We start from the raw sequence: 22,888 nt of genomic DNA on the forward strand, positions 1-22,888 counted from the left end.
ATATTGACTATCTAGAAAAGATGATAGAGTTAGCTAAACAGGAATATGATATCGACATCAAAAAAAACTCAAACACCCCACACTCTGGTGGTTCCAAGACCACAAAGAAGAACTAAATTATAGTCTGAATGCACTTTATCGTTGTTTGAATATTAGTAAGCAAGCTGTTTATCAAGCAAGACAAAGACAACTAAATTTTGACACCGAACTTATGGAATCAATTAGTCAAGCAGATATAATGCGAAAAGATCACCCAGGTTGTGGGGTAGAGAAAATGTACAAAACACTCAAACCTAAATATATGGGTAGAGATAAGTTTTGCGAGATTTTTATGGACTTAGGTTATCGTATACGAACTATTAAAAACTACAGGAGAACAACTACACCAACACATTTAAAGTATCCAAACTTAATTGAAGGAATGATGGTTACAAGACCCAGTCAAGTAATTCAAAGTGACATTACTTATTTTGATATTGAAGATGAATTTTATTATATAGTCTTTATAATAGATGTCTACACTAGAGAGATAATAGGCTATAATGTAAGCAATAACATGCGTAAAGAGAGTAACATAAAAGCTTTGAAGATGGCTTTAAAACAGATAAACCCTTCTGATAGAAGGAACATGATTCATCACTCAGACCGTGGTTCTCAAAATGGAAGTGATGCTTACAAAAAAATGCTTAAAAATGCTGGTATAAAACTAAGTATGGGATTAATAGCTCAAGATAATGCCTTTGCAGAGCGAGTGAATGGCACTATAAAAAACGAGTATTTAAAACTATGGCATATCAATAACCTTAAAACTTTAAAAGCTAAAACAAAGAAAGCAGTAGAACACTACAATACCAAAAGACAGCATGATAGTTTAAAAGGAAAAACACCAAAAGAGTTTAAAAATTATTTTTTAAGTTTGAATACCCAAAAAAGACCGATGGTGATTATTTATGCCGATGGTAATTATAAAGTCAAGGTGGCATTGAGCCACCAAGACTTTAACCCAAAAGAAGAGCCTCAGGCTCATAATTGTCCGATAGAATTATGAAAAAAGTAAATTAGAATATTAACCAAAACGGTCAACCCTATTTAGGGAAGTTCAAAAAACTACCAACTAAGAACTAAAAGCTACCAACTCATTTTCAAACCGCCCAATTTTTTAATTCTTCCATTGTAACATAATCCAAAACTTTTTCATGGCAAGATTCCAATTTAATGAGTAATCCGTGTCCAGCTTCTTTGCTCTTTAACCAAACACCCATACAAATACACCACCAGTCGCCGTCTTTTAAACCCGGAAAATTCCATTCTGGTTTTGGCGTAATTAAATCGTTACCGCGTGCTTTATTCCATTCTAAGAAACCTTGTGTTACTCTAGCAGCCACAATATGCAAGCCATTGTCTTGCGGTAGATAACTACAAAAACCATCACGCATAACGCCCGTCATAGGATCGGTTGAACAAGATTGTAATTTTTCGCCTAATACATTTTTCTGCATCTTTTTTTGTACAAAGTAAAATTAAACTTAGTTCTTAGGTGAGATTTTAAGAATAATTTTTCAGCTTCATTTTCAAAAATAAACCGACTTATAAATCATGAAAATTAGTTTATTATAATATGTAGTATTTTCACAAAAGCTTAGAAGTAAAATTTAATTTTTCTTTTAAATTGCAGGATATGAAACAGAACTTACACAACTACCGAAAATCTTATGAAAAGGCTGCTTTGGTGAGAGAAAACCTAGACGAAAATCCCTTACAACAATTTCGAAAATGGTTCTATGAAGTAGATCAAGCTGATGGAGTAGACGAAGCCAACGCCATGAGTATTTCAACTATTGGTGAAGATGGTTTTCCTAAAACAAGAGTGGTTTTATTGAAATCTTACGACGAAAATGGTTTTGTATTTTATACCAATTACGAAAGTGAGAAAGGAAAAGCCATTTTAGCCAACCCAAAAGTGTGTTTATCTTTTTTTTGGCCCAGCTTAGAAAGGCAAGTAATTATTAAGGGGAAAGCCGAAAAAGTACCAGAAAACATATCTGATAATTATTTTTCATCTAGGCCTTTAGGCAGCCAATTGGGCGCAATGGCTTCAGACCAAAGTAGAGTTATTGAAGATCGTGAAGTCTTAGAAAACAAATTGAAATCATTAGAAAATAAATACAAAGAACAAAAGCCAGAACGCCCCAAAAACTGGGGAGGATTTGTAGTAAAACCCGAATCTATTGAATTTTGGCAAGGTAGACCCAATCGTTTACACGATCGTTTTTTATTTAGTTTACAAAACGGTTTAGACTGGAAAATTGAACGCCTAGCACCCTAATTTATGAAACGACTAATTTTATTACGACACGGAAAATCTTCATGGGAAAACAATGTTTTAGACGAAGATAGACCATTGCAGAAAATTGCTTATGATGATGCAGAATTGGTAGCCGAAACATTTGGTAGAGAAGCAAATTACAATTTTACAATTTGGTCTAGTAAAGCTAATCGAGCTAAAACAACAGCTCAATTAATTGTTGAAAAATTAGAAGATCAAGTAGACGATTTTAGAATAAAAGATGAATTTTACACTTTTAATGCAGCAGAGCTATTGAAGCTTATTTTTAAATTACCAGACCTAATAGATAACATGATGTTAGTTGGCCATAATCCTGCATTCACACAACTAGTAAATTATTTTTGTGAAACAGCAGAACTGGGTAATTTGCCAACTACAGGCTTGGTTGAAATGGAATTTAAGTCTGACAATTGGAGCAGCATTAGAGAAGCAAAAATAAACTTGCTTTTATTTCCCAAAAATCTACGTTAATTATGAATAAACAAAATAAATACATCAACAGAGAACTCAGTTGGCTGCAATTTAATGAACGTGTTTTGCAAGAAGCTGAAGATGTTAGTGTACCGTTAATTGAAAGACTTCGTTTCTTAGGTATATTTTCAAATAATTTAGATGAATTTTTTCGTGTTCGATATGCAGCTATCAAACGCATTGAAAATAGTGCAGATGGTAAAGGTAGACGACTCTTGGGAGGCATCAGTCCAAGTAGATTGCTCAAAGAAATCACACAAATTGTGATCAAGCAACAAGCGGATAGCTTAGAAATATTGAGTAAAATTCAAGAGAAACTTAAAGAACATGACATTTACATTATTCGAGAAGATGAAGTAGATGAAAATCAAGCCAAGTTTTTAAAAGATTTTTTCTTGCAAAAAGTAAGTCCAGCATTGGTTACTATTATGTTGAATGATCTAGATGATGTCCCTAAATTAAAAGACTCTGCTGCGTATTTGAGTGTAAAAATGATTCAAAAGAAAGGCAAAAAGTTTGAAAATAGATACATTTTAATTGAAATTCCATCGAGCGTAAATCGTTTTGTGGTTATTCCTTCCGAAAATTCAAAAAAGTACGTTATTCTGCTAGACGATTTAATCCGTTTTAATTTAGATAGCATTTTCAATATTTTTGATTATGAATCCATTTCTGCGCATATGGTTAAAATAACTCGTGATGCGCAATTGGATTTAGAAGGCGATTTCAATAAAAGTTATATTGAAAAAATTATGGAAGGCGTTAAAGATCGTGTAGACGGCGATCCAGTTCGTTTTGTGTACGATAGCTCGATAGACCAAGATACATTGGATTTTATGCTGGATAAAATGCAAATTGACAATGAAGATAGCATTATTCCTGGTGGGCGTTACCACAATCGAAGAGATTATATGAAATTCCCCGATTTGGGTTCTAAACATTTGCTGTACGATAAAATTGAACCTTTGCCTATCGCTGGACTTAGCTTACAAGGTAGTTTGCTAAGAAGCATCGAAAAACAAGATTATTTGCTGTATGCGCCATATCAAACCTTTTCTTATGTTGTGAAGTTTTTACGTGAAGCTGCCTTGGATCCAAAAGTGAAATTTATAGGCATCACTATTTATCGCTTAGCGGAAGTATCGCACATTGCCAGTTCGTTAATCAATGCGGCTAAAAACGGAAAAAAAGTTACTGTTTCTATAGAACTGCAAGCACGTTTTGATGAAGCTAACAACATTAAATATGCTGAACGAATGCAGCGAGAAGGTATTCACCTAATTTTTGGAGTAACTGGATTAAAAGTTCATGCCAAAGCCTGTTATATCGAACGTTTAGAAAATGAAAAAGTAAAACGTTACGGATTTATAAGTACAGGAAACTTCAATGAAAATACAGCCAAAATTTACACTGATTATACCTTGTTTACGGCAGACCAAGGAATTTTAAAAGACATTAAAAAAGTATTTGAATTTTTTGAAGTAAACTACAAAGTAAAAAAATACAAACACTTGATTGTAAGTCCGCATTACACTAGAGAACGTTTTGAAGAAATGATTGATCAAGAAATTGAGAATCATAAAAAAGGAAAGCCAGCTGGCATAAAATTCAAAGTCAATTCACTTTCAGATTATTTAATGATTGATAAATTATATGAAGCAAGTAGAGCCGGTTTACCCATTCAATTGATTATTCGCGGTATCAATTGTCTGGTTCCCGGTGTTAAAGGAATGAGTGAGAATATTGAAGCTATAAGCGTAGTAGATAAGTTTTTAGAACATCCAAGATTATACATATTTGAAAATGCAGGAGATCCTAAAATTTACATTTCTTCTGCCGATTTAATGACTCGGAATTTAGACCATAGAGTAGAAATTAGTTGTCCCATTTATGATGATGAACTGAAGAATCAACTTTTAGATACCTTTGATATTTGCTGGAAAGAAAATGTAAAAGCAAGAGATTTTTCAAAGCCCAAAAATGCATACCGAAAAACCAAAGGAGAAAAGGTGAGAAGTCAGTTTGCTACTTATAACTATTATTTGAATAAATATAATGCTTAAATTAAACACGTGTGCTAAAAATTGAAAAATACGCTGCCATTGATATTGGTTCCAATGCCATAAGATTGCTAATTTCTACGGTTACTACACCAGAAAACAAGCCTACGCATTTTAAAAAAACATCTTTAATTCGTGTTCCTATTCGCTTAGGATCAGATGTGTTTGTTAATAAACGAATTTCAGAAGCAAATTACCAACGCATGTTGAAGGCAATGGAATCCTACAAATTGCTAATGGAATTGCATCAAATTAGTAAATATCGGGCTTGTGCGACATCAGCAATGCGCGATGCAGAAAATGGAGACGAACTAGCTAAAGAAATTCTTCAAAATACAGGAATTAACATTGAAATTATAAACGGTGACGACGAAGCAGCGATTATTGCAGCAACAGATCTTCAGGATTTAATCAGTTCAGATTCAACTTATTTGTACGTAGATGTGGGTGGTGGAAGTACCGAATTAACCATTTACCACGAAGGAAAAACCGTCGCTTCAAAATCTTTTCAAATTGGTACTGTACGTCTATTAAATGAATTGGTTTCAGATGAAGATTGGCGAAATTTTGAAACTTGGATAAAAACCAATACACGCGATTTTTCAAAAGTAAAATTGATAGGATCAGGTGGAAATATCAACAATATTTTTAAAAATAGCGGTAAGAAAATAGGAAAACCCTTGTCTTTTTTCTATATGAGTTCCTATTACCAACTCTTGAATTCTTTAACTTATGAAGAACGTATTGTGCAATTGGGTTTAAATCAAGATCGTGCCGATGTTATTATTCCTGCTACAAAAATCTATTTAACGGCTATGAAATTCAGCAAAGCTAAAAACGTGTATGTTCCTAAAATTGGGTTAGTTGACGGAATTGTAAAATCCCTATATCAAGCAGATTCCAATTAGTTACTTGGTTAAAACTTTATATTTTTTAATAGCCACGAATGCACGAGTGTTTTTTGTTTTGCAAAATCCTGCGCTCTGCGAAGTCTCCTGACTTCGCATCATTATTAATAAAGACTTCTAAATACCTCGAATACATACTTAGTTTATAAATCTAAAAAATTAGCAACCACGAATGCACTAATGCTTTTTGTTTTGCAAAATTTCGCTCTGCGAAGTCTCCTGACTTCGCAGCATTGTTTCGCAGCATCACACTAACTAAAAACTTACCAAACAAAACATTCTAGCTGAAATTCTATACTGAAAAAGCATGCACATTATTATCAAGCAACAATTAAATCTGAAGTAAAATAAATCAAGGCTATACTGGCTACGGCAACACCGATGCCAATCCAATTTTTACTTGTCAGTTTCTCTTTAAACAAAACAATACCAAGTAAAGTTGAAAGCACTACGATGCTTACATTATTCAGTACAAATAAAAGTGAAGAAGGAAAAACTTCGCTTTTTAAAGCAGATATAAAAAAGTAAATGGAATAAAAATTAGGAATTCCTAATGCAATTCCACCTAAGATTTCCTTCAACTGAAAACGGGAATCCGATTTAGATTTGATACGTTTTAAAAACCAAAATAGCAAACCAAAACAAGCGGCAAAGAAAAAGATTACGAGCGAGAAATTTCCAACATCAGTATTGCTAACGTAATCTTGTTCTAAAAACTTAATGCTGGTTTCAATTATTCCGCTGCCAAAAAAAACTAAGAATGGAAGTAAAATACTAAACAAACCTAGCTTTACACTGGTTTTCTTTTTTATTGAAACCAATAAGACGGCAACTAGCGCCAAAGCAATTCCTATAACTTTATACAAGCCAAGGGGTTCATTATAATACCAAATTACAAAAATCACAGGAATGGCAACACTCATTTTGCTGGCTACGGAAACTACCGACATGCCTAATTCTTGTGTGGTTTTTACCATTAAACTAAAAACCAAAATAAAAAGAAAGCCCAGGATTACACTTCCTAAAAACCACTGTTTTTCAAATATATTCGCAATTTGAAATTGATTAGAGTGTGTGCCTAAGCCAATTAAAAAAGCAGTGATGTAATTAAAAATCAGTGCATGTAAGGTTTTTACTTGAAACTTGCCAAGGAGCTTAAAAACAATATAAATTAAGCTAGAAGAAAGGATGCTTAAGGCTAAGTAAATCAAATTAAAAAGCGATTAACGTTAAATAAATCTACTACATCTTCATTACCCGCTTTTAAATTCCATGTTTTCAAACCTAATTTATCGGCTGCATCGGTGTTTTCTTTGGTATCGTCTATAAACAAAATCTCTTCCGGTTTACGCGAATGATTGTCTAATATAAATTTGAAAACATCGGCATTTGGTTTTCTCAATTCAATTTCGTGCGATAGATAAAAGGCATCAAAACAAGCTTTGAACTCTGAATAAATTGCAATATTTTCTTCAACCCATTGTATGTGTAAATCGTTTGTATTGCTCAATAAAATTAATTGAAACTGCTTATCGGCTGCTAGGTTTTTCAAAAAATCCAACTTGTGTTTTGGAAAATCGATTAAAATGGAATTCCATGCATGAATAAAATCCAATTCACTTAATTGTGGAAATTTTTCAGTATAGTAAGAAATAAAATCTTTTGTAGGAATCAAACCCATTTCATAAGCTTGATTCTTGATGAGCATTTCCTTGTTAAATTCTGTTATTCCGAAGCGTTTTAGATGGGTTTGTGTAGCAGATTTATCTAAGGTTAAAAAAACATCTCCAAAATCGAACAATAAGGTTTTAATCATTTCTGTATATTTTTAATTGGTCTATATCAATAATTTTTTCTTCTCTAATTTTTTCTTTGGGCAAAGTAGGAGCGGGAGTTCCTTTTTTAAAAATACTTTTTCCTGTAAACACCCGAGCTTCGTCCCATAAATTGGCTTGGATAAATTGATTTAAGGTAAAAGCGCCACCTTCTACAATAAGCGATTGTATTTCATGTTTATACAAAATTTGCATCAATTTGCTTAAGCTATCTTCAGCAAATTGCATTGGTTCAGAAACGCTTAAACTATGATTTTTATTTTGTATTTTTTCATCATGAATCCAAATGCTTTTGGTTTCACTATTAAAGACTTTTGCTTCTGCTGTTAGTGTTAAATCGGGATCTAAAATTACGCGTGTTGGATTTTTTCCTTTCCATAATCGCGTAGTTAAACTCGGTTGATCGGCTAAAACGGTATTTGCACCCACCAAGATGGCTTGTTCCTGACTTCTCCACAAATGAACAAGTTGCTTAGATTGACTTCCTGTAATCCAAACAGGCGCTGGATTTTTTGGTATTTCTGGAAATAGAAAAGGACTTAAATATCCATCTTGTGAAGCCGCCCATTTTAAAATAATATAAGGTCTTTTTTGCAAGTGATAAGTCAAAAAACGTTGGTTAAGTGCTTTGCACTGATCTTCTAAAACACCAACTTGAACTTGGCAACCCGCATCCATTAATTTTTTGATGCCGCGACCAGCTACTTTTTCAAATGGATCGAGCATGCCGATGACCACTTTTTTAATGCCTTTTGCAATAATTAAATCGCTACACGGTGGTGTTTTACCAAAGTGACTGCAAGGCTCCAAATTCACATAAATCGTAGATTGCTTCAAAAGCGATTCATCTTTTACTTGCGCAATGGCATTCACTTCAGCGTGGGGTTTTCCAGCTTCGTGATGCCAACCTTCACCAATAATTTTATTTTCGTGAACAACAACTGCGCCCACCAACGGATTTGGGTAGGTGTTACCCAGTCCATTTTCGGCTAATTCTAAACAGCGTTTTATGTATTTTTCGTTTATATTCACGCCCGCAAAAATAGCATTATAAAATAAATGAATTCCATAAAAATCCGTTCAATTCAAGCAAAAGACAATCCTGAAATTGCTAAGGTAATTCGTGAAGTTTTAATTGGTTTAGGTGTTCCTAAAGTAGGTACTGCTTACGCCGATCCGAGTTTAGATAGCTTACATGAAGATTATCAAGATCCTAGGAGTAACTATTTTGTATTTGAAGGTGATCAGAAAATACTTGGCGGTGCAGGAATTGCTCCCTTGTCCGGTGAAAATGATTCGATTTGCGAATTACAAAAAATGTATTTTTTAGATCAAGCACGAGGAAAAGGCTGGGGGCAAATGATGATGGATAAGTGCCTAACTTTTGCCCAAGAAAACAACTTTAAAGAAGTATATATTGAAACCTTACCCAGTATGAAAGCTGCACAAAATTTATATCTAAAAAATGGATTCGAATATATTGATAAACGCTTAGGAAACACGGGACATTTTTCTTGTACAGTCTGGATGTTGAAGAAATTTTGAGAATAGACCTGTAACATTTTTACAACTTATTCTACTAATTAATCGAATAAATACGTTTATCATGCATACAACACATCAAGTACAACGAGAAGATAACCAATTACTTATTATAACACACGTATTACAATTATTAACCTTTATAACTGGTTTTGGTGGTTTAATTGTGCCGCTAATTATTTGGTTGACCAAAAAAGATGAAATAATTGACATGGACGAACACGGTAAAAGCATTGTTAATTTTCAATTGAGTTTAATTTTGTACGGTATTATTGCCATACCGCTTTTATTTATATTGGTTGGCTTTGTTGTTTACTTTGCCATTCTTGTTTTAGCTTTGGTTTTTCCAATTGTAAATGCAGTTAATGCAAGCAATAACAAGCCAATTTATTACCCTTTGACTATTCCTTTTATACGATGATTTTAATGCTTTAAAAAACAAATCCAGCCTGATTATATAAATTACTCATAGCGGAATAATTCGTATAAAGGCTGGATTCTCATCAACCAAAACAATCCATCATGAAAAAAGTCGACTAGCGTATTCCTTATTTTTCTTTTTCTTATAACTTAATTTTTTTCCCATTTAAAATCTGAAAAAGCATCATCCACAATGGTCTCATTCATGTGATTGAAATAATTACTCATACTTTTTAAAGCAATTCCAGTAAGCACTCCTAAATATTGCTCATCTAAGTAGCCTTGATTTTTAAATTCATCTAAACTTTCTTGTGACGGATAAGCTTTAGTCTTTACAATTTCTTTAGTGAGAACTTGTAAAGCAGCCAGTTTTTTATCTTTAATTTCTTTTCCTTCGCGAAGACTTTTTACCACTTCTTCAGGAACATTAGATTGGTTTTTAGCAATAAAACTATGTGCTGCCACGCAGTAAGTACATTCATTTTCAATTGAAACACTCAATAAAATCACTTCCTGTTCAACACTAGAAAATCCAGCATGTTCTCTAAAGTTTTTTTCAGTCTCTAAGTAGGATTTCAATAAGGCTGGATTATTAGCCATATAGGCAAACATATTTGGAATCATTCCCATTTTAGATTTTACATTTTCTAAAATGTCTTTTGCAATTCCTGTTGAATTTTTTTCGTCTAATTTTTTAAGTTTCATCATCAGTTTTTTTCTGTTACTGTTTAATCTGTCGATTTGTTGCTGAATAACTTACAGCATCAGTTAAATATCTTCTATTCTTTAAGATAAGTGATAGCGGCATTACTAAAAATAACAGAATGATATCTTAAAAATGTTATTTATATGGTAGGATTTTTAATAACTAAGTTGTTTTATTATTAAATTGCTAATCAAAAACCAAAAAAATGTCTAGAAATCTACACATTAGAAATTCAATCTTAGCTTTATTTCTTTTTTTTAACCTAACGCTCTTTGCCAACATCAACATTGGTAATCCTGTTAACATCACCGAATGCTTTCAAAGCACAACTGAAGGATTTGATTTAACCCTTAACAATAGTAACGTTCTTGATGGACTAGACCCAAATTTATACAGCGTTTATTATTTCGATAACCAAGCAGATTCCAACAACAATACGATTAGTAATGCTATTTCCAATCCTGCAAATTATTCCACAGGAACTTTTGGTTTAGCGCAAGTTTGGGTAAATGTTGTGGAAGATGCAGATGAAACTAATTTTGATAATTCTACTTTTTTATTGATTAGTAATCAGCAGCCCATCGCTAATGAACCTTTAAATGCAAATACAAATACTTTTTTCCAGCCCGATGTATTTTTTATTGGGATAGATGATATAGAAAATAATATTTATGACCTTACAGAAATCAATTCAAAAATTATACAATCTCAGTCAGGATCTTTTAGTATTCAGTATTTTGAAAATATAAATGATGCGAATAATAATGTCAATCCTATTCAAAATCCTGAAAACTTTTTTATAGACCCTGATGATGGTCCACAACACATCATTAATATGTCCGCAAGAATAGAGTTTGCCAATTCTGACACCTGTTTTGATACGGTTAATTTTGATATTTATGTTTTTAACCCACAAGAAGATGAGTTTAACACCAATGATTTTAGCGTATGTGCCAACCCTAATGGGACTACTTCGGTAAATATTGAAGAGCAGGTGTTAGTTGATATAAGTGAGATTACTTTTCAAGTGGGAGTTAATTTTGCAATAGTTGATGAAGATGGAACTTCAATAGCTATTTTCGAAAATGAAATTGAAGGACTTGAACCTGTTAACATTGGTATTTCCTATAGATTAGTTTATCCAGGTGTTACAATTATAGACTTAAGTGATGGTTCAATAGGAATTAATCAAAATAGCCTCAATCAATTAACTATTTTTCCAATAGCTTCGCCAGTTATAGAAGACATTGAAAATATTACATCTTGTTCTTCCGGTGACGAAGAAATTACCTTTGATCTTACGCAAAACGATGCTTTAGCTTTAGGTAGTCAAACTGGAAATTTTGATATTTCCTATCATTTTACCTTGCCTGAAGCCAATTCAGGAACCAATTCTGTAACCGATTTAGGTTTTGATCCAACAGCCTTAAGCTTAGACAATTTTCAGCAATTCATGTTTTTAAGGATTGAAAATGCTGATAATCCTGAATGTTTTGCGGTAGAGTTTTTCACTTTAGTCGATGCTGGAAACATCACCGCCAATGCACCCGAAAACACCGAATTCTGCTCTATTTCTGGAGAAACTAATACAATTGTTGATTTAACAACGCTTGATGCCCAAATTAAAGGAGACCAAACTAGTTCAAATTTTATAATTGAATACTTCGAAAATGACACTTTTATTGATGAGCCATCTAACTACAGCTTAGATAATGAAACAACTACAATTACTGCGGTCTTGTCTTTGTCTAATGTAGATGACTGCTCAGATGAAGTCGAATTTGATATTACATTAAAACAGACTCCAGAAATCCAAAATTTAAATGACTTGGAAGCTTGTAGCGATTTCGATTTGAATACCACTTTCAATTTAACGGAAAATACCTCAGAAGCTATAGGTACCCAAGACCCAAACGAAGTTGAAGTAGCTTATTTTACATCTTTACAAGATGCAGAAGATAATGTAAATTCATTGGAAAGTCAAGGAATTGATTTGCTCAATTACACTGCTTCATCTGAAAACGAAACTATTTTCATTCGTTTACAAGGTTCAGATTCAGCTGATTGTTTTGTGGTCGATTCATTTGAATTAACCAGTTTTCCTGTGGAAATTAATCAAGTAGACAATTTAGTAAATTGTACAGAATCAGGAGAAACTTCTGCTTTTTTCGATTTATCGCAAGTTGAAGCTGAGTTGCTTCCAACAACAGCCAATTCAACTGATTTTACCATTGCTTACTTCGATGAAAATGATGTAGAAATCAGTAATCCTGAAAATTACCAAGCTACAAGTAATGAAATTATAACCATTGAAGTAGCCAATGTAAACAACCCAACTTGTGTTGAAACAACAAGTTTTAGTCTATTAATTGAAGTTACTCCCGAAATCCAAAATCTAAACGACTTGGAAGCTTGTAGCGATTTCGATTTGAATGCTACTTTCAATTTAACCGAAAACACCTCAGTAGCTTTAGGTACGCAAGATTCTAACGAAGTTGAAGTAGCTTATTTTACATCTTTACAAGATGCAGAAGACAATGTAAATTCATTGGAAAGTCAAGGTACTGATTTGCTTAATTACACGGCTTCATCTTTAAACGAAACTATTTTTATTCGTTTGCAAAATACAAATTCAGCAAATTGTTTTGTCGTAGATTCATTTGAATTAACCAGTTTTCCTGTGGAAATTAACGAAGTAGACGAAATTGAAGAATGTATTGATGCAGAAAGTCAAACAGCAAGCTTTAATTTAACTGATCTTGAAACAACATTATTCGGCAGTAACCAAAATTCAACTACACATGCCATTGCGTTTTTTGATGAAAATGGAAACGAAATTACTTCTTCTAATGATTTTTCAATAACAAGCTCTCAAAGCATTTCAGCTCAAATTAGTAATTTACTAAATCCAACTTGTTTTGAAACCACTAGCATTAATTTAATTGCTTTAGCTGAAGACGATCCAGATTGTACCTTAAGTATAAACGAAGAAGCAGCATTTGAATTTAAAACCTATCCCAATCCAGTTACTTCACAGTTAATTATCGAATCAAATGAACCCATTTCAAAAATCGAAGTTTTTGATATCAAAGGAAAAAAACTAACTACTCGAAAAGGGACGCAAATTGAACATGTTGATTTTTCAAATTTTCCAACGGGTGTTTATCTCTTGAAATTAGAAGTCGGTAACCGATCTCAAATGGCAAAAATCATCAAGAAATAGGCTAACTAAGATTCAGCTATTTGCTTCAAAATAGCTGAATTTACTTCGTGTTTGCCTTTAAATTCATACACTTTCAATTGATTTGGAAATAAAGTTTTAGCAAAATTCAATTGATTAGTCAATTTTTCATCATTGATGTATTGATCTTTGTTACCATAGATTAAATGAACATTGATGTTTCGGTGTTCATCAAAATCAGTCGACTTCAATTCTTTAGGAATACTTCCCGAATGAATAACCAAGTCATCACATTTGATGTTTCGCTTGCTCATCCAACGCATAACCACAGAAACACCTTGCGAATACCCCATTAAAATAATGCGTTTTTCAGCAAAAGTAGATTTTTCATTTTGGTATAAAGCATCGAGGTAATTCAGCACATTTTCGGTTTCCAAAACCGTATTTTCTTTAGTTAGCCAAGATGCACCCACATACCTAAAATCACTTCCTTGGTAGTATTTGGAAGGCGCTTGCGGACAAATAACATAATTTTCTTCCTTTACAAGTGGTGTAAAATACCGCGTAAAATATTTGCTTAAATAGCCTAAACCATGGCAAGCAATCCATACGTTTTTAGTTTGAGCAGTAATGGTATTTAAAGTAGAGTAGGTGTTGGTTGTTTTGTAAGAAATTGTGTTTTCTTTTGCAGGCATACAAGGCTATTTTCGTAAATTTACGCTGCAAATAAACGCTTTTTTAATGAAATTATCCAAAGCCGAAATCCTTGAACGATGTAACGCAGTCGTACCAAATACTTTAATGCAAACCCTAGATATTAGTTACGTAGATGTAGGCGAAGGTTTTCTGGTTGCCGAAATGCCGGTAAGCCCAAAAGTGCATCAACCCGATGGAATTTTACATGGTGGAGCCATGGTTGCTTTAGCAGAAAGTGTGGGTAGTGCTGCTTGTTTTGTGTTTTTAGATACTGATAATTTTTCCATTCGTGGACTGGAAATTAACGCCAATCACGTAAGGAGCGTAAAAGATGGAAAGGTGTTTGCCAAAGCTAGCTTTATCCACAAAGGAAGAACAACTCAAGTTTGGCAAATCGAAATTACCAACCAAGCGCAACAACTTATTTCCATGTGTAAATTAACCACCATCGCTTTACCAAAGCAATAATTCAATGAAGGATTTCTTTCAAAAAGCAAGTGCGCAACTCCAAAATCAACTTCCATTTGTGTTGTATAGACAGCCTAAATCGGATATTCTTCAATCCTTTTTTATGGCTGATTCCAAAGTGGTTTCAACTGAATTTACACGTTCGGGTTTTACGTTCTTTCCATTTGACAATAGACAACAAAATTATTTTTTTGACCTAGAAAAATCAACTTACAATGAAATAGAAATAATTGAAAATGAAATATTTGAATCTATTAATCAAAGTAAAACTTCAATTGAAGAAGATGAAGATCAAAAACGAATTTACATTCAATTGTTAGCCGAAAGTATTCATTTATTGAAGCAAGGTGAATACCAAAAAATTGTGCTATCCAGGCCTATTCAGTTTCAATTGAAAAACCATAATGTTTTTGAAACTTTTCAAAAGCTTCTTAAACTGTACACCAATGCAATGGTTTATGTATGGTACCATCCCAACGAAGGAATTTGGCTTGGCGCTACACCCGAAACTTTGGTAAACTATTCACAATCTCAATTAAAAACCATGGCTTTAGCCGGAACACGTGTTTTTCAAGAAAATTCTTCACCCGAATGGAGAGAAAAGGAAATTGAAGAGCAAGGATTGGTTTCAAGGTACATTCAAACTAAACTTGGTAAGTATTCAAAACAAGTAAAAGCTTCTGCAACTTATGATAAACAAGCAGGAAATTTGGTGCATTTAAATACAGATATTTCAGCGAGAATTCAACAAAAAGATTTGCAACACGTAATTTTAGATTTGCATCCAACACCTGCGGTTTGTGGACTTCCAACGGAAGATGCAAAGTCCTATATCATAGAAAATGAAAAGTACAATCGTGAATTTTATGCTGGTTTTTTAGGCGAAATTAATCTACCGAAAGTAAAAACACGCTCGCGCTCTAATCGAAACCAAGAAACCTTAGCCATTAAACAACGAAGAGCAGAAACCAATTTATACGTGAATTTACGTTGTATGAAAATTAAAGAAAACAAAGCCCAATTATTTGTTGGTGGCGGAGTTACGGCTTCGAGCAATGCAACAGAAGAATGGAAGGAAACCCGCGATAAATCGCAAACCTTGTTAAAAGTGCTTTAAGAACTAAGGCTTTGAATTTTTATTGAATGGCAAATCGTATTTTTGTAAAATGAATCAGATTTATTCGGCTATACCTTTAGCACAAACCATCGTAGAAAGTTGTGTAATTTCCGGAATTGAACATGTGGTTATTTCGCCAGGAAGTAGAAATGCGCCACTTACCATCGGGTTTTCCAATCACCCAAAAGTTAAGACTTACAGCATTGTAGACGAGCGTTGTGCTGCTTTTTTTGCGCTTGGCATCGCTCAACAGACCCAAAAGCCAACCGCTGTAGTTTGCACATCTGGTTCAGCTTTATTAAATTATTATCCTGCGGTTTCCGAAGCTTTTTACAGCGATATTCCCTTGGTGGTAATTTCTGCCGATCGCCCCGCTTATCTCATTGATATTGGCGATGGCCAAACCATTCGGCAAGAAAACGCCATGGAAAAGCACATGTTGTATTCCGCTTGTTTAAGAAGCGATGAAAATCAACCTGAATCTGCTATTCAAAATTACAATGAAATTGAATTAGCTAAGGCTTTACGCATCAGTTTACAGCAGCAAGGTCCGGTTCACATCAATGCGCCTTTTCAAGAACCTTTGTATGGAAAAACAGAAACTTTATCGATTTCAATGCAAAATTCATTCAGTTTTGCTCAACCTGAAATTAAAGCTTTTCAATTAGAAAATTTAATTGAAGACTGGAATGCAGCCGAAAAACGAATGATTGTAGTGGGTGTAAATTATCCGAATACTATTGACCAATCCTTTCTTGATTTTTTTGCTGAAGATGAAGCTACCTTGGTTTTTACAGAAGCCACATCAAATATTCATCATCCAAAATTCTTTTCCAGTATAGATGGCATTATTGCACCCATTGAAACCCAAGAAGATGCAAATGAATTGTTTGAAGCGCTTCAACCAGATATTTTACTCACTTTTGGTGGAATGATTGTTTCTAAGAAAATCAAATCCTTTTTGCGTAAGTTCTCTCCAAAAGCACATTATCACATCGATTCTAAAAAAGCTTACGATACCTTTTTTTGTTTGAAGGAACACATCAAAGCAGAACCCAATCCCGTTTTTGAGCAATTAGTACCTAAGTTGAATACAAAAAGTACTACTTATTTTGAAACTTGGAATGCGCTGCACATCAAACAAATAGAAAGAAGAAAAGCTTATGTTGAAGAAATTCCATTTACCGATTTTTGGGTGTTTAATGCTATTATTGAAGCCTTTCCAGAAAATGAACACTTGCAATTTGGGAATAGCTCAACTATTCGGTATGCCAATTTATTCGATTTAGCGCCGTCCAATCCCGCATTTTGTAACCGCGGAACCAGCGGAATTGATGGAAGTACTTCTACAGCCATTGGTGCAAGTACAATCCATCAGCATCCAACTACTTTTGTAACAGGCGATTTGAGTTTTTTCTACGATAGCAATGCATTGTGGAATAATTACGTTCCCAAAGATTTTAAAATCATTATTATTAACAATTCGGGTGGTGGAATTTTTAGAATTCTTCCCGGTGAAAAAGAAAAGGAATATTACCAAACTTATTTTGAAACTACCCACGACTTAAATGCTTCCCATTTAGCTAAAATGTACAATTGGGGTTATACTTCGGCTAATGATAAATCAAGTAGTTTAGAAGCTTTAAAGTCTCTCTTTTCAACTCAACACGACAAGCCACAAATTTTAGAAATTTTTACACCAAGAACATTGAATGATCAGGTTTTATTGGATTATTTTAAGTTTATCGACTAATTTTTAATTAGTTGAAAATAAATTACATTTGTCACTTCAAAACTAAATCATCATGAAAAAATTACTTTTAATTTTCATCCTAACATTGTCTTGCTCAATTTTTTCTTACAGTCAAACTAGTGATTCCATTAAAGACACAAAAGTTACAAAGATCAGAATAAATTGTAGTAATGAAGCAGAAAGAAATCCATTATATGTAATAAAGATTAAGGGTAAAACCACACAAGATAGACCTAAAAGTAAAAATTTTGAAGAAAGTTTCTTGAAAGAAATTCAACCAAAGTGGATTGAGTCGACTAAAGTTCTAAGAGCTTCAGAAGGTCTTGAAGAATATGGTTCTCTTGCCAAAGATGGAGTCATTTTAGTAATACTGAAAAATGATTCATGGGAAAAGATGTCACTTGAGCTGCAAAACAGATTTGAATGAATTTATTGAAAAAACTATTGTAAACCCTTCACGCAGTTTATGACTAATGCTTAGGTCAGAGCAAATTTTATTCTGTTTGTAGAAAAATTAATCATCAACTGAAAAACATCTTTGTAAATCATCGCATCAAACCATATGCTTAAACCGATAAGCTTATGTCAACCATCCCTTAACTCGCTTCAATAAAGCTAGTTTATTCTCATAAGGCGGATAGCGAAACGGCAAATCAATCCATGTTTTTCGATGTAAAACTGGTTTTTTACGCGTAAAGGTTTCAAAGGAATGTTTGCCGTGATATTGGCCAACACCAGAATTACCAACTCCACCAAATGGCAAGCGATCATTGACGAAATGAACAATGGTATCGTTAATAATGCCACCACCAAATTTAAATTGCTTCATCCATTGTTTAGCTCGACTTGTATTTTCAGAAAAAATAAATAGCGATAGCGGATGTGGGTAATGATGAATAATTTGTTCTGCTTCATCAAAATCGGTGTAACTTAAAATAGGTAAAATCGGACCAAAAATTTCATCTTTCATAGAAGCACTTTCTAACTTAGGTTCATCGATTAATGTTGGAGAAATATACAAGTCTCTTTCGTTGATGTCGCCACCGTAGAGCAATTGTTCAGCGGAAAGCATTTTGGCCAAGCGTTCAAAATTCTTTTCATTGACTATTCTAGGATAATCTGGAGATTGGTCAACATGTTTGGTGTAAGATGCTTCAATTTCTTGAATAAGCAACTTGACTAATTTCTCCTTTACCTTTTTTTGAACTAAAATATAATCCGGAGCAATACAAGTTTGCCCGGCATTGATGAGTTTTCCCCAAACAATTCGTTTGGCAGCGATTTCTATATCAGCCGTTTCATCAACTATACATGGATTTTTTCCACCTAATTCCAAGGTAGTCGGCGTTAGATGCTCAGCCGCAGCTTTGGCCACAATTTTCCCAACCGGAACGCTTCCCGTAAAAAAGATGTAATCCCATTTTTGTTCTAACAAATAAGTAGACGTATCAACGCCACCTTGAATGACATAAGCTATTTCCTTAGGAAAAACGGCATGAACAACTTGTTCAAGTATTTTTGCCGTATGTGGGGTTAATTCGGATGGTTTTAAAATAACGGAATTACCACAAGCAATAGCCGCTAAAACAGGATTAATCGCCAATTGAAAAGGATAATTCCATGGAGCAATAACCAGAACTTGCCCCCAAGCTTGATGGTAAATATAATCTGAAGACGGAAAATTAAATAGAGTAGGAGTTACTTTTTTCGGTTTACTCCATTTCTTCAATTTCTTGATGAATAAGTTTATTTCTTTGTAAGTCACCAACAACTCTGTAGCATAACCTTCAAAATGCGATTTTTTGAAATCGGCATACAACGCATCTAAAATTTCTTTCTCGTGTGCTTCAATGTAAGATTTCAATTTTTTCAGTAATTCAATACGATCTTGTATTGAATTACTTTCTTTTGAAGCAATATAGTTTTTTTGTTGCGTAAGAATTTTGGAATGGTCCATGTTAACAAGTATTATAATAGTATGCTTAAAGTTAAAGCATTAAAATAGTCTAAAGAAAATGAATGATTCTAAATTTAAGCATAAAAATTAAATTTTTTATTATGGCTTAATTTAGATTTTTCAGTCCAAAACATGTAGTATTAGTTTCATCAGGAAACTAAAATCCTTCGCCAGTATTGTATTTTATAATTCACAATTTATGTTGAAAATAGAAGTAGAGAGTTACATTTCTTGAGTAAATTTAAATGTTTTTCGCTTTTATAAGCAATTATATTCTAAGCCCGAAATTTTTTATAATTCTCTGCTTGATCAAAAATTTCTTGATACACTTCGTCTCTTTCAACTGGAGGGTAACCGTGTTCGTCTAACAGTAATATTAAACCTACCTTTAAAGCTGATTTGATATCATCACGTTTGCTCCAGTCTGGAAATTTTGCTTGGCTATCTACCAAGTCTTTTACTGCTTTTGCTAGGTTTATGAGTTTATCTTCTGGATAAGAAAAGTCATATTTTTTACATAAGTCAAATAGAATATCGTAAAAGGCTTTTTCTTCAAATCCAATTCCTAAATCATTTCCGGAATTCATTTCTTCATACACTTGCCAAATCATATCCGTCAGCTGGTCTGCCATCTCTTCGTAAACTTCGCCAATGAGTTTATCGTTTGCACTACGATCATTGTATTTGCTAACCAAAGACTCCATTTTCTTTGAAAAATCAACTCCTTTTACTTTATTCACTTGCTTAATTTGGTCAATTGCTCTAGCTAATAGCTTTTGTAAAATCTTAATCTTTGTGTTGGGCAATTTGATTTTATTGATTTTAGCCAAATAATCTTCATCAAATAAATCTTGTTCGTTTACTCCATCTTCGCCCATTTTGAAAATTTCTTCTACTCCTTGACTTTGTAGAGCTTGAGCAATCATTTCTCTTACTTTAGCATTCATTTGAGCGGTGTCAGGTGCATTACCCTTTGTAAGTTTGGCAATGATAGAGCGAACCGCTAAATAAAAGTGCGTTTCATCTCTTTGGACTTGGGTAAGCTTTTCACTTCCCGTACAAATATCGTAAGCGGCTTTTAATCGCTTGACTAAGCCCATGAATCTTGTTTCCATTTCTTTGCTTTGTTGCACATGCTCAACGGTAAGATTTAAGGTGTTGAGTTGGGCAAGCTCATTTCCAGAAAAATAGTTTGTACTATCAAACTTGTGAAACAACTTCGCTAGTAAATCCAAATGATTTTTGACAATTACCAAGGAATGCTCGATATCTTCAAAGTTTTTGGCATCGTTATTTGAAAACATAGCTAAGGCTAAATTCATCTGATTCTTAATGCCGATATAATCAACAACCAAACCTTTGTCTTTTCCTTTAAATTTTCGGTTAACTCTAGAAATCGTTTGTATTAAGCTGTGTTTCTGAATAGGCTTATCTATATAAATGGTATCTAAAAATGGAACATCAAAACCTGTGAGCCACATATCGACAACAATCGCAATTTTAAAATTTGATTTTTCGTTTTTAAATTGTCGATCTAATTCTTTTTTATAGTCTTTGCTACCTAGTAGTTCATACATTTCTTTAGGATCATCCTGATTTCTGGTCATGATTAATTTAACCCTTTCCATAGGTTTAATTTCCTTTTTATCTTTCTCAGTTAATTCTGCACCTTTCTCAGCAGACAAAACTTCACCCCATTCAGGTCTAAGTTCAAGTAAATTCAGATAAAATTGATAAGCAATTTCTCTAGAGCTACAAACAAACATGGCTTTGCCTTTTACGGTAGATCCTTCATTTACTCTGTTTTCATAATGCTTTACAAAGTCTTCTGCCAAGGCTTTTAAGCGATCTGGGTCGCCTAAAATGGTATTTAAATTGGCAGACTGCTTTTTGCTTTTCTCAATTTGATATTCGTTAGCGCCATCTTCTTCTGCTACTTTGTAGTAATCTTCAATTTTTTGGAGTTCGCTATTTTCTAAAGCCACTTTTGCTGCTCGTCCTTCGTAAACAATGCGAACGGTAATTTCATCTTTTACCGATTCAGTCATGGTATAGGCATCTACAACCTTACCAAATACATCTAAGGTAGCATCAATTGGTGTTCCTGTAAAGCCAACAAAAGTTGCATTAGGCAATGAATCATGCAGGTACTTTGCAAAACCATAGGTCTTTTTAACGCCTTTATCGGTAATTCTAATTTTTTGGTCTAGGTTAGTTTGACTTCTATGTGCTTCATCTGAAATACAGATTACATTATTCCGATGTGTTAAGAGCTCAATGTCTTCCGTAAATTTATGGATGGTAGTTAAAAAGACACCGCCACTAGCTCGGTTTTGTAGTAATTCCCTTAATTCAGAACGGCTTTCTACGCTTTGAATGTTATCATCACCAATAAAGGTTTTAGCATTGGTAAATTGACTTGAAAGTTGCTCGTCTAAATCTGTACGATCGGTAATTAGAACTAATGTTGGATTTTCAAAGAAATCACTCTTCATGAGTAATTTCGATAAATACAGCATAGTAAAACTTTTTCCACTACCCGTTGCTCCGAAATAAGTTCCACCTTTGCCATCGCCTTTGGGTTTTTGGGCTGTTTTTATGCTTTCAAATAAAGCTCGAACGGCATAATATTGTGGATAGCGACAAACTATTTTTTCATCTTTTTTAGACGAATCGGGCACATAAACAAAGTTCTGAGCAATATCTACCAGTCTTTTGGGATCTAACATGCCTTGTATAAGTGAATGTAAGCTATTGATGCCATCCACATCTTTAGATTGCAAACTCACTCTTCGCCAAGCATAGAAAAACTCATAAGGTGCAAAAAATGATCCTGCTTTGTTATTTACGCCGTCGCTGATGATGCAAAATGAATTGTATTTAAATAATTGCGGAATATCCCTTTTATACCGATTGGTTAATTGTTTGTAGGCGTTATGAATAGTAGTATTTTCTTCTATGGCTGTTTTAAATTCAAACACCACTAAAGGGAAACCATTGATGTAAATGATGCCATCGGGAATGCGTTTGTGATTTCCTGCAATTTCTAGTTGAGTAACAAATTTGAAGTTATTATTTTCAATATTTTCAAAATCGACTAAGTAGATCCAGATGTCTTTTTGATTTCTATCTTCTCTTTTTAAACTAAAGCCATCGGAAAGTAAACGGGTAAAGGCTGTATTGCTTTCGTAAATATCAGAATTAGGCAAACTCTTTATTTGCCTAATAATTTGTTGAATCTCTTGGGTGGTAATGCCTTGCGATTGGTATTGATGGTTAAGAAATTTGTGAATGTCAGCTTCAATTAAAACTTCATCTTCACTACGTAAAATGCTTGCACCCAATATATGCGGATAGCCTTGCTGTTTAAGTAGGTCTGCAATAGCTTGTTCTAATTTTGCTTCGGTGAATTTCATAATATTAAGCT

At 33.6% G+C, this 22,888-nt stretch carries 19 protein-coding genes and 1 pseudogene; 12 read left to right on the top strand and 8 right to left on the bottom strand.

The window, feature by feature from the left end:
* Positions 1–109 precede the first annotated feature (109 nt).
* Positions 110–1,048 (top strand): annotated as a pseudogene (locus IEV72_RS03625) (IS3 family transposase); the annotation flags it as partial.
* 94 nt (positions 1,049–1,142) lie between these two features.
* Here IEV72_RS03625 and IEV72_RS03630 read toward each other — a convergent pair.
* A complete protein-coding gene (locus tag IEV72_RS03630; protein WP_188457732.1) occupies positions 1,143–1,499 on the bottom strand; it encodes a DUF2237 family protein in 357 nt (118 codons plus the stop codon).
* Between the two features lie 179 nt (positions 1,500–1,678).
* On the opposite strand from IEV72_RS03630, the gene pdxH reads away from it, so the two are divergent.
* The 4 genes from pdxH to IEV72_RS03650 are packed head-to-tail and all read left to right on the top strand — an operon-like array spanning position 1,679 to position 5,786.
* Entirely contained in the window at positions 1,679–2,326 is a 648-nt protein-coding gene (pdxH, locus tag IEV72_RS03635; RefSeq protein WP_188457733.1) for a pyridoxamine 5'-phosphate oxidase, read from the top strand.
* Positions 2,327–2,329: 3 nt separating this feature from the next.
* Complete coding sequence (locus tag IEV72_RS03640; RefSeq protein ID WP_188457734.1) at positions 2,330–2,818, top strand: SixA phosphatase family protein; 489 nt, start codon at positions 2,330–2,332, stop codon at positions 2,816–2,818.
* A gap of 2 nt (positions 2,819–2,820) precedes the next feature.
* Positions 2,821–4,881: a polyphosphate kinase 1 gene (gene ppk1, locus IEV72_RS03645; RefSeq protein ID WP_188457735.1), complete on the top strand. Its 2,061-nt coding sequence runs from the start codon at positions 2,821–2,823 to the stop codon at positions 4,879–4,881.
* 11 nt (positions 4,882–4,892) lie between these two features.
* Positions 4,893–5,786, top strand: a complete 894-nt coding sequence (locus IEV72_RS03650) for a Ppx/GppA phosphatase family protein (protein WP_188457736.1) — start codon at positions 4,893–4,895, stop codon at positions 5,784–5,786.
* 320 nt (positions 5,787–6,106) lie between these two features.
* Here the strand turns inward: IEV72_RS03650 and IEV72_RS03655 are convergent, their stop codons facing one another.
* The 3 genes from IEV72_RS03655 to ribD are packed head-to-tail and all read right to left on the bottom strand — an operon-like array spanning position 6,107 to position 8,653.
* Positions 6,107–6,997, bottom strand: coding sequence for an EamA family transporter (locus IEV72_RS03655; RefSeq protein ID WP_188457737.1), 891 nt, complete (start codon positions 6,995–6,997; stop codon positions 6,107–6,109).
* Entirely contained in the window at positions 6,994–7,602 is a 609-nt protein-coding gene (locus IEV72_RS03660) for an HAD-IA family hydrolase (RefSeq protein WP_188457738.1), read from the bottom strand. The genes IEV72_RS03655 and IEV72_RS03660 overlap by 4 nt, the downstream gene beginning before the upstream one ends.
* Positions 7,595–8,653, bottom strand: a complete 1,059-nt coding sequence (gene ribD / locus IEV72_RS03665) for a bifunctional diaminohydroxyphosphoribosylaminopyrimidine deaminase/5-amino-6-(5-phosphoribosylamino)uracil reductase RibD (RefSeq protein WP_188457739.1) — start codon at positions 8,651–8,653, stop codon at positions 7,595–7,597. The genes IEV72_RS03660 and ribD overlap by 8 nt, the downstream gene beginning before the upstream one ends.
* A 27-nt stretch (positions 8,654–8,680) precedes the next feature.
* Here ribD and IEV72_RS03670 point away from each other — a divergent pair, with 27 nt between their 5' ends.
* Together IEV72_RS03670 and IEV72_RS03675 are read left to right on the top strand one after the other, a co-directional pair.
* Entirely contained in the window at positions 8,681–9,166 is a 486-nt protein-coding gene (locus IEV72_RS03670) for a GNAT family N-acetyltransferase (RefSeq protein WP_188457740.1), read from the top strand.
* A gap of 61 nt (positions 9,167–9,227) precedes the next feature.
* A complete protein-coding gene (locus tag IEV72_RS03675; protein ID WP_188457741.1) occupies positions 9,228–9,584 on the top strand; it encodes a DUF4870 domain-containing protein in 357 nt (118 codons plus the stop codon).
* A 149-nt stretch (positions 9,585–9,733) separates the two neighbouring features.
* Here the strand turns inward: IEV72_RS03675 and IEV72_RS03680 are convergent, their stop codons facing one another.
* A complete protein-coding gene (locus tag IEV72_RS03680; protein WP_188457742.1) occupies positions 9,734–10,288 on the bottom strand; it encodes a carboxymuconolactone decarboxylase family protein in 555 nt (184 codons plus the stop codon).
* Between the two features lie 206 nt (positions 10,289–10,494).
* Here IEV72_RS03680 and IEV72_RS03685 point away from each other — a divergent pair, with 206 nt between their 5' ends.
* Complete coding sequence (locus IEV72_RS03685; protein WP_188457743.1) at positions 10,495–13,512, top strand: T9SS type A sorting domain-containing protein; 3,018 nt, start codon at positions 10,495–10,497, stop codon at positions 13,510–13,512.
* Positions 13,513–13,517: 5 nt separating this feature from the next.
* On the opposite strand, the gene IEV72_RS03690 is transcribed toward IEV72_RS03685, so the two are convergent.
* A complete protein-coding gene (locus IEV72_RS03690) occupies positions 13,518–14,165 on the bottom strand; it encodes an alpha/beta hydrolase (protein ID WP_188457744.1) in 648 nt (215 codons plus the stop codon).
* A gap of 46 nt (positions 14,166–14,211) precedes the next feature.
* Here IEV72_RS03690 and IEV72_RS03695 point away from each other — a divergent pair, with 46 nt between their 5' ends.
* From IEV72_RS03695 to IEV72_RS03710, 4 genes are read left to right on the top strand one after another with little or no spacing between them, the layout of a single operon-like run.
* The gene (locus IEV72_RS03695) at positions 14,212–14,634 is read left to right on the top strand and encodes a PaaI family thioesterase (protein WP_188457745.1); all 423 of its coding nucleotides are present in this window, start codon (positions 14,212–14,214) and stop codon (positions 14,632–14,634) included.
* 4 nt (positions 14,635–14,638) lie between these two features.
* Positions 14,639–15,751, top strand: coding sequence for a chorismate-binding protein (locus IEV72_RS03700; RefSeq protein WP_188457746.1), 1,113 nt, complete (start codon positions 14,639–14,641; stop codon positions 15,749–15,751).
* Positions 15,752–15,800: 49 nt separating this feature from the next.
* Positions 15,801–17,504: a 2-succinyl-5-enolpyruvyl-6-hydroxy-3-cyclohexene-1-carboxylic-acid synthase gene (gene menD, locus IEV72_RS03705; RefSeq protein ID WP_188457747.1), complete on the top strand. Its 1,704-nt coding sequence runs from the start codon at positions 15,801–15,803 to the stop codon at positions 17,502–17,504.
* 52 nt (positions 17,505–17,556) lie between these two features.
* On the top strand, positions 17,557–17,931 hold the full coding sequence (locus tag IEV72_RS03710) for a hypothetical protein (RefSeq protein WP_188457748.1): 375 nt from the start codon (positions 17,557–17,559) through the stop codon (positions 17,929–17,931).
* 153 nt (positions 17,932–18,084) lie between these two features.
* Here IEV72_RS03710 and IEV72_RS03715 read toward each other — a convergent pair whose 3' ends face one another.
* On the bottom strand, positions 18,085–19,461 hold the full coding sequence (locus IEV72_RS03715) for an aldehyde dehydrogenase family protein (protein ID WP_188457749.1): 1,377 nt from the start codon (positions 19,459–19,461) through the stop codon (positions 18,085–18,087).
* Positions 19,462–19,736: 275 nt separating this feature from the next.
* A complete protein-coding gene (locus tag IEV72_RS03720; RefSeq protein ID WP_188457750.1) occupies positions 19,737–22,877 on the bottom strand; it encodes a type I restriction endonuclease subunit R in 3,141 nt (1,046 codons plus the stop codon).
* Between the last annotated feature and the right edge of the window lie 11 nt (positions 22,878–22,888).

The sequence above is a fragment of the Psychroflexus planctonicus genome (assembly GCF_014640195.1).
Lineage (GTDB): Bacteria > Bacteroidota > Bacteroidia > Flavobacteriales > Flavobacteriaceae > Psychroflexus > Psychroflexus planctonicus.

Excerpts from the sequence above, each read along its gene's own strand:
- IEV72_RS03630 (WP_188457732.1), bottom strand. The coding sequence starts at position 1,499 with ATGCAGAAAAATGTATTAGGCGAAAAATTACAATCTTGTTCAACCGAT.
- pdxH (WP_188457733.1), top strand. The coding sequence starts at position 1,679 with ATGAAACAGAACTTACACAACTACCGAAAATCTTATGAAAAGGCTGCT.
- IEV72_RS03640 (WP_188457734.1), top strand. The coding sequence starts at position 2,330 with ATGAAACGACTAATTTTATTACGACACGGAAAATCTTCATGGGAAAAC.
- ppk1 (WP_188457735.1), top strand. The coding sequence starts at position 2,821 with ATGAATAAACAAAATAAATACATCAACAGAGAACTCAGTTGGCTGCAA.
- IEV72_RS03660 (WP_188457738.1), bottom strand. The coding sequence starts at position 7,602 with ATGATTAAAACCTTATTGTTCGATTTTGGAGATGTTTTTTTAACCTTA.
- IEV72_RS03670 (WP_188457740.1), top strand. The coding sequence starts at position 8,681 with ATGAATTCCATAAAAATCCGTTCAATTCAAGCAAAAGACAATCCTGAA.
- IEV72_RS03675 (WP_188457741.1), top strand. The coding sequence starts at position 9,228 with ATGCATACAACACATCAAGTACAACGAGAAGATAACCAATTACTTATT.
- IEV72_RS03680 (WP_188457742.1), bottom strand. The coding sequence starts at position 10,288 with ATGAAACTTAAAAAATTAGACGAAAAAAATTCAACAGGAATTGCAAAA.
- IEV72_RS03685 (WP_188457743.1), top strand. The coding sequence starts at position 10,495 with ATGTCTAGAAATCTACACATTAGAAATTCAATCTTAGCTTTATTTCTT.
- IEV72_RS03690 (WP_188457744.1), bottom strand. The coding sequence starts at position 14,165 with ATGCCTGCAAAAGAAAACACAATTTCTTACAAAACAACCAACACCTAC.
- IEV72_RS03695 (WP_188457745.1), top strand. The coding sequence starts at position 14,212 with ATGAAATTATCCAAAGCCGAAATCCTTGAACGATGTAACGCAGTCGTA.
- IEV72_RS03700 (WP_188457746.1), top strand. The coding sequence starts at position 14,639 with ATGAAGGATTTCTTTCAAAAAGCAAGTGCGCAACTCCAAAATCAACTT.
- menD (WP_188457747.1), top strand. The coding sequence starts at position 15,801 with ATGAATCAGATTTATTCGGCTATACCTTTAGCACAAACCATCGTAGAA.
- IEV72_RS03710 (WP_188457748.1), top strand. The coding sequence starts at position 17,557 with ATGAAAAAATTACTTTTAATTTTCATCCTAACATTGTCTTGCTCAATT.
- IEV72_RS03715 (WP_188457749.1), bottom strand. The coding sequence starts at position 19,461 with ATGGACCATTCCAAAATTCTTACGCAACAAAAAAACTATATTGCTTCA.
- IEV72_RS03720 (WP_188457750.1), bottom strand. The coding sequence starts at position 22,877 with ATGAAATTCACCGAAGCAAAATTAGAACAAGCTATTGCAGACCTACTT.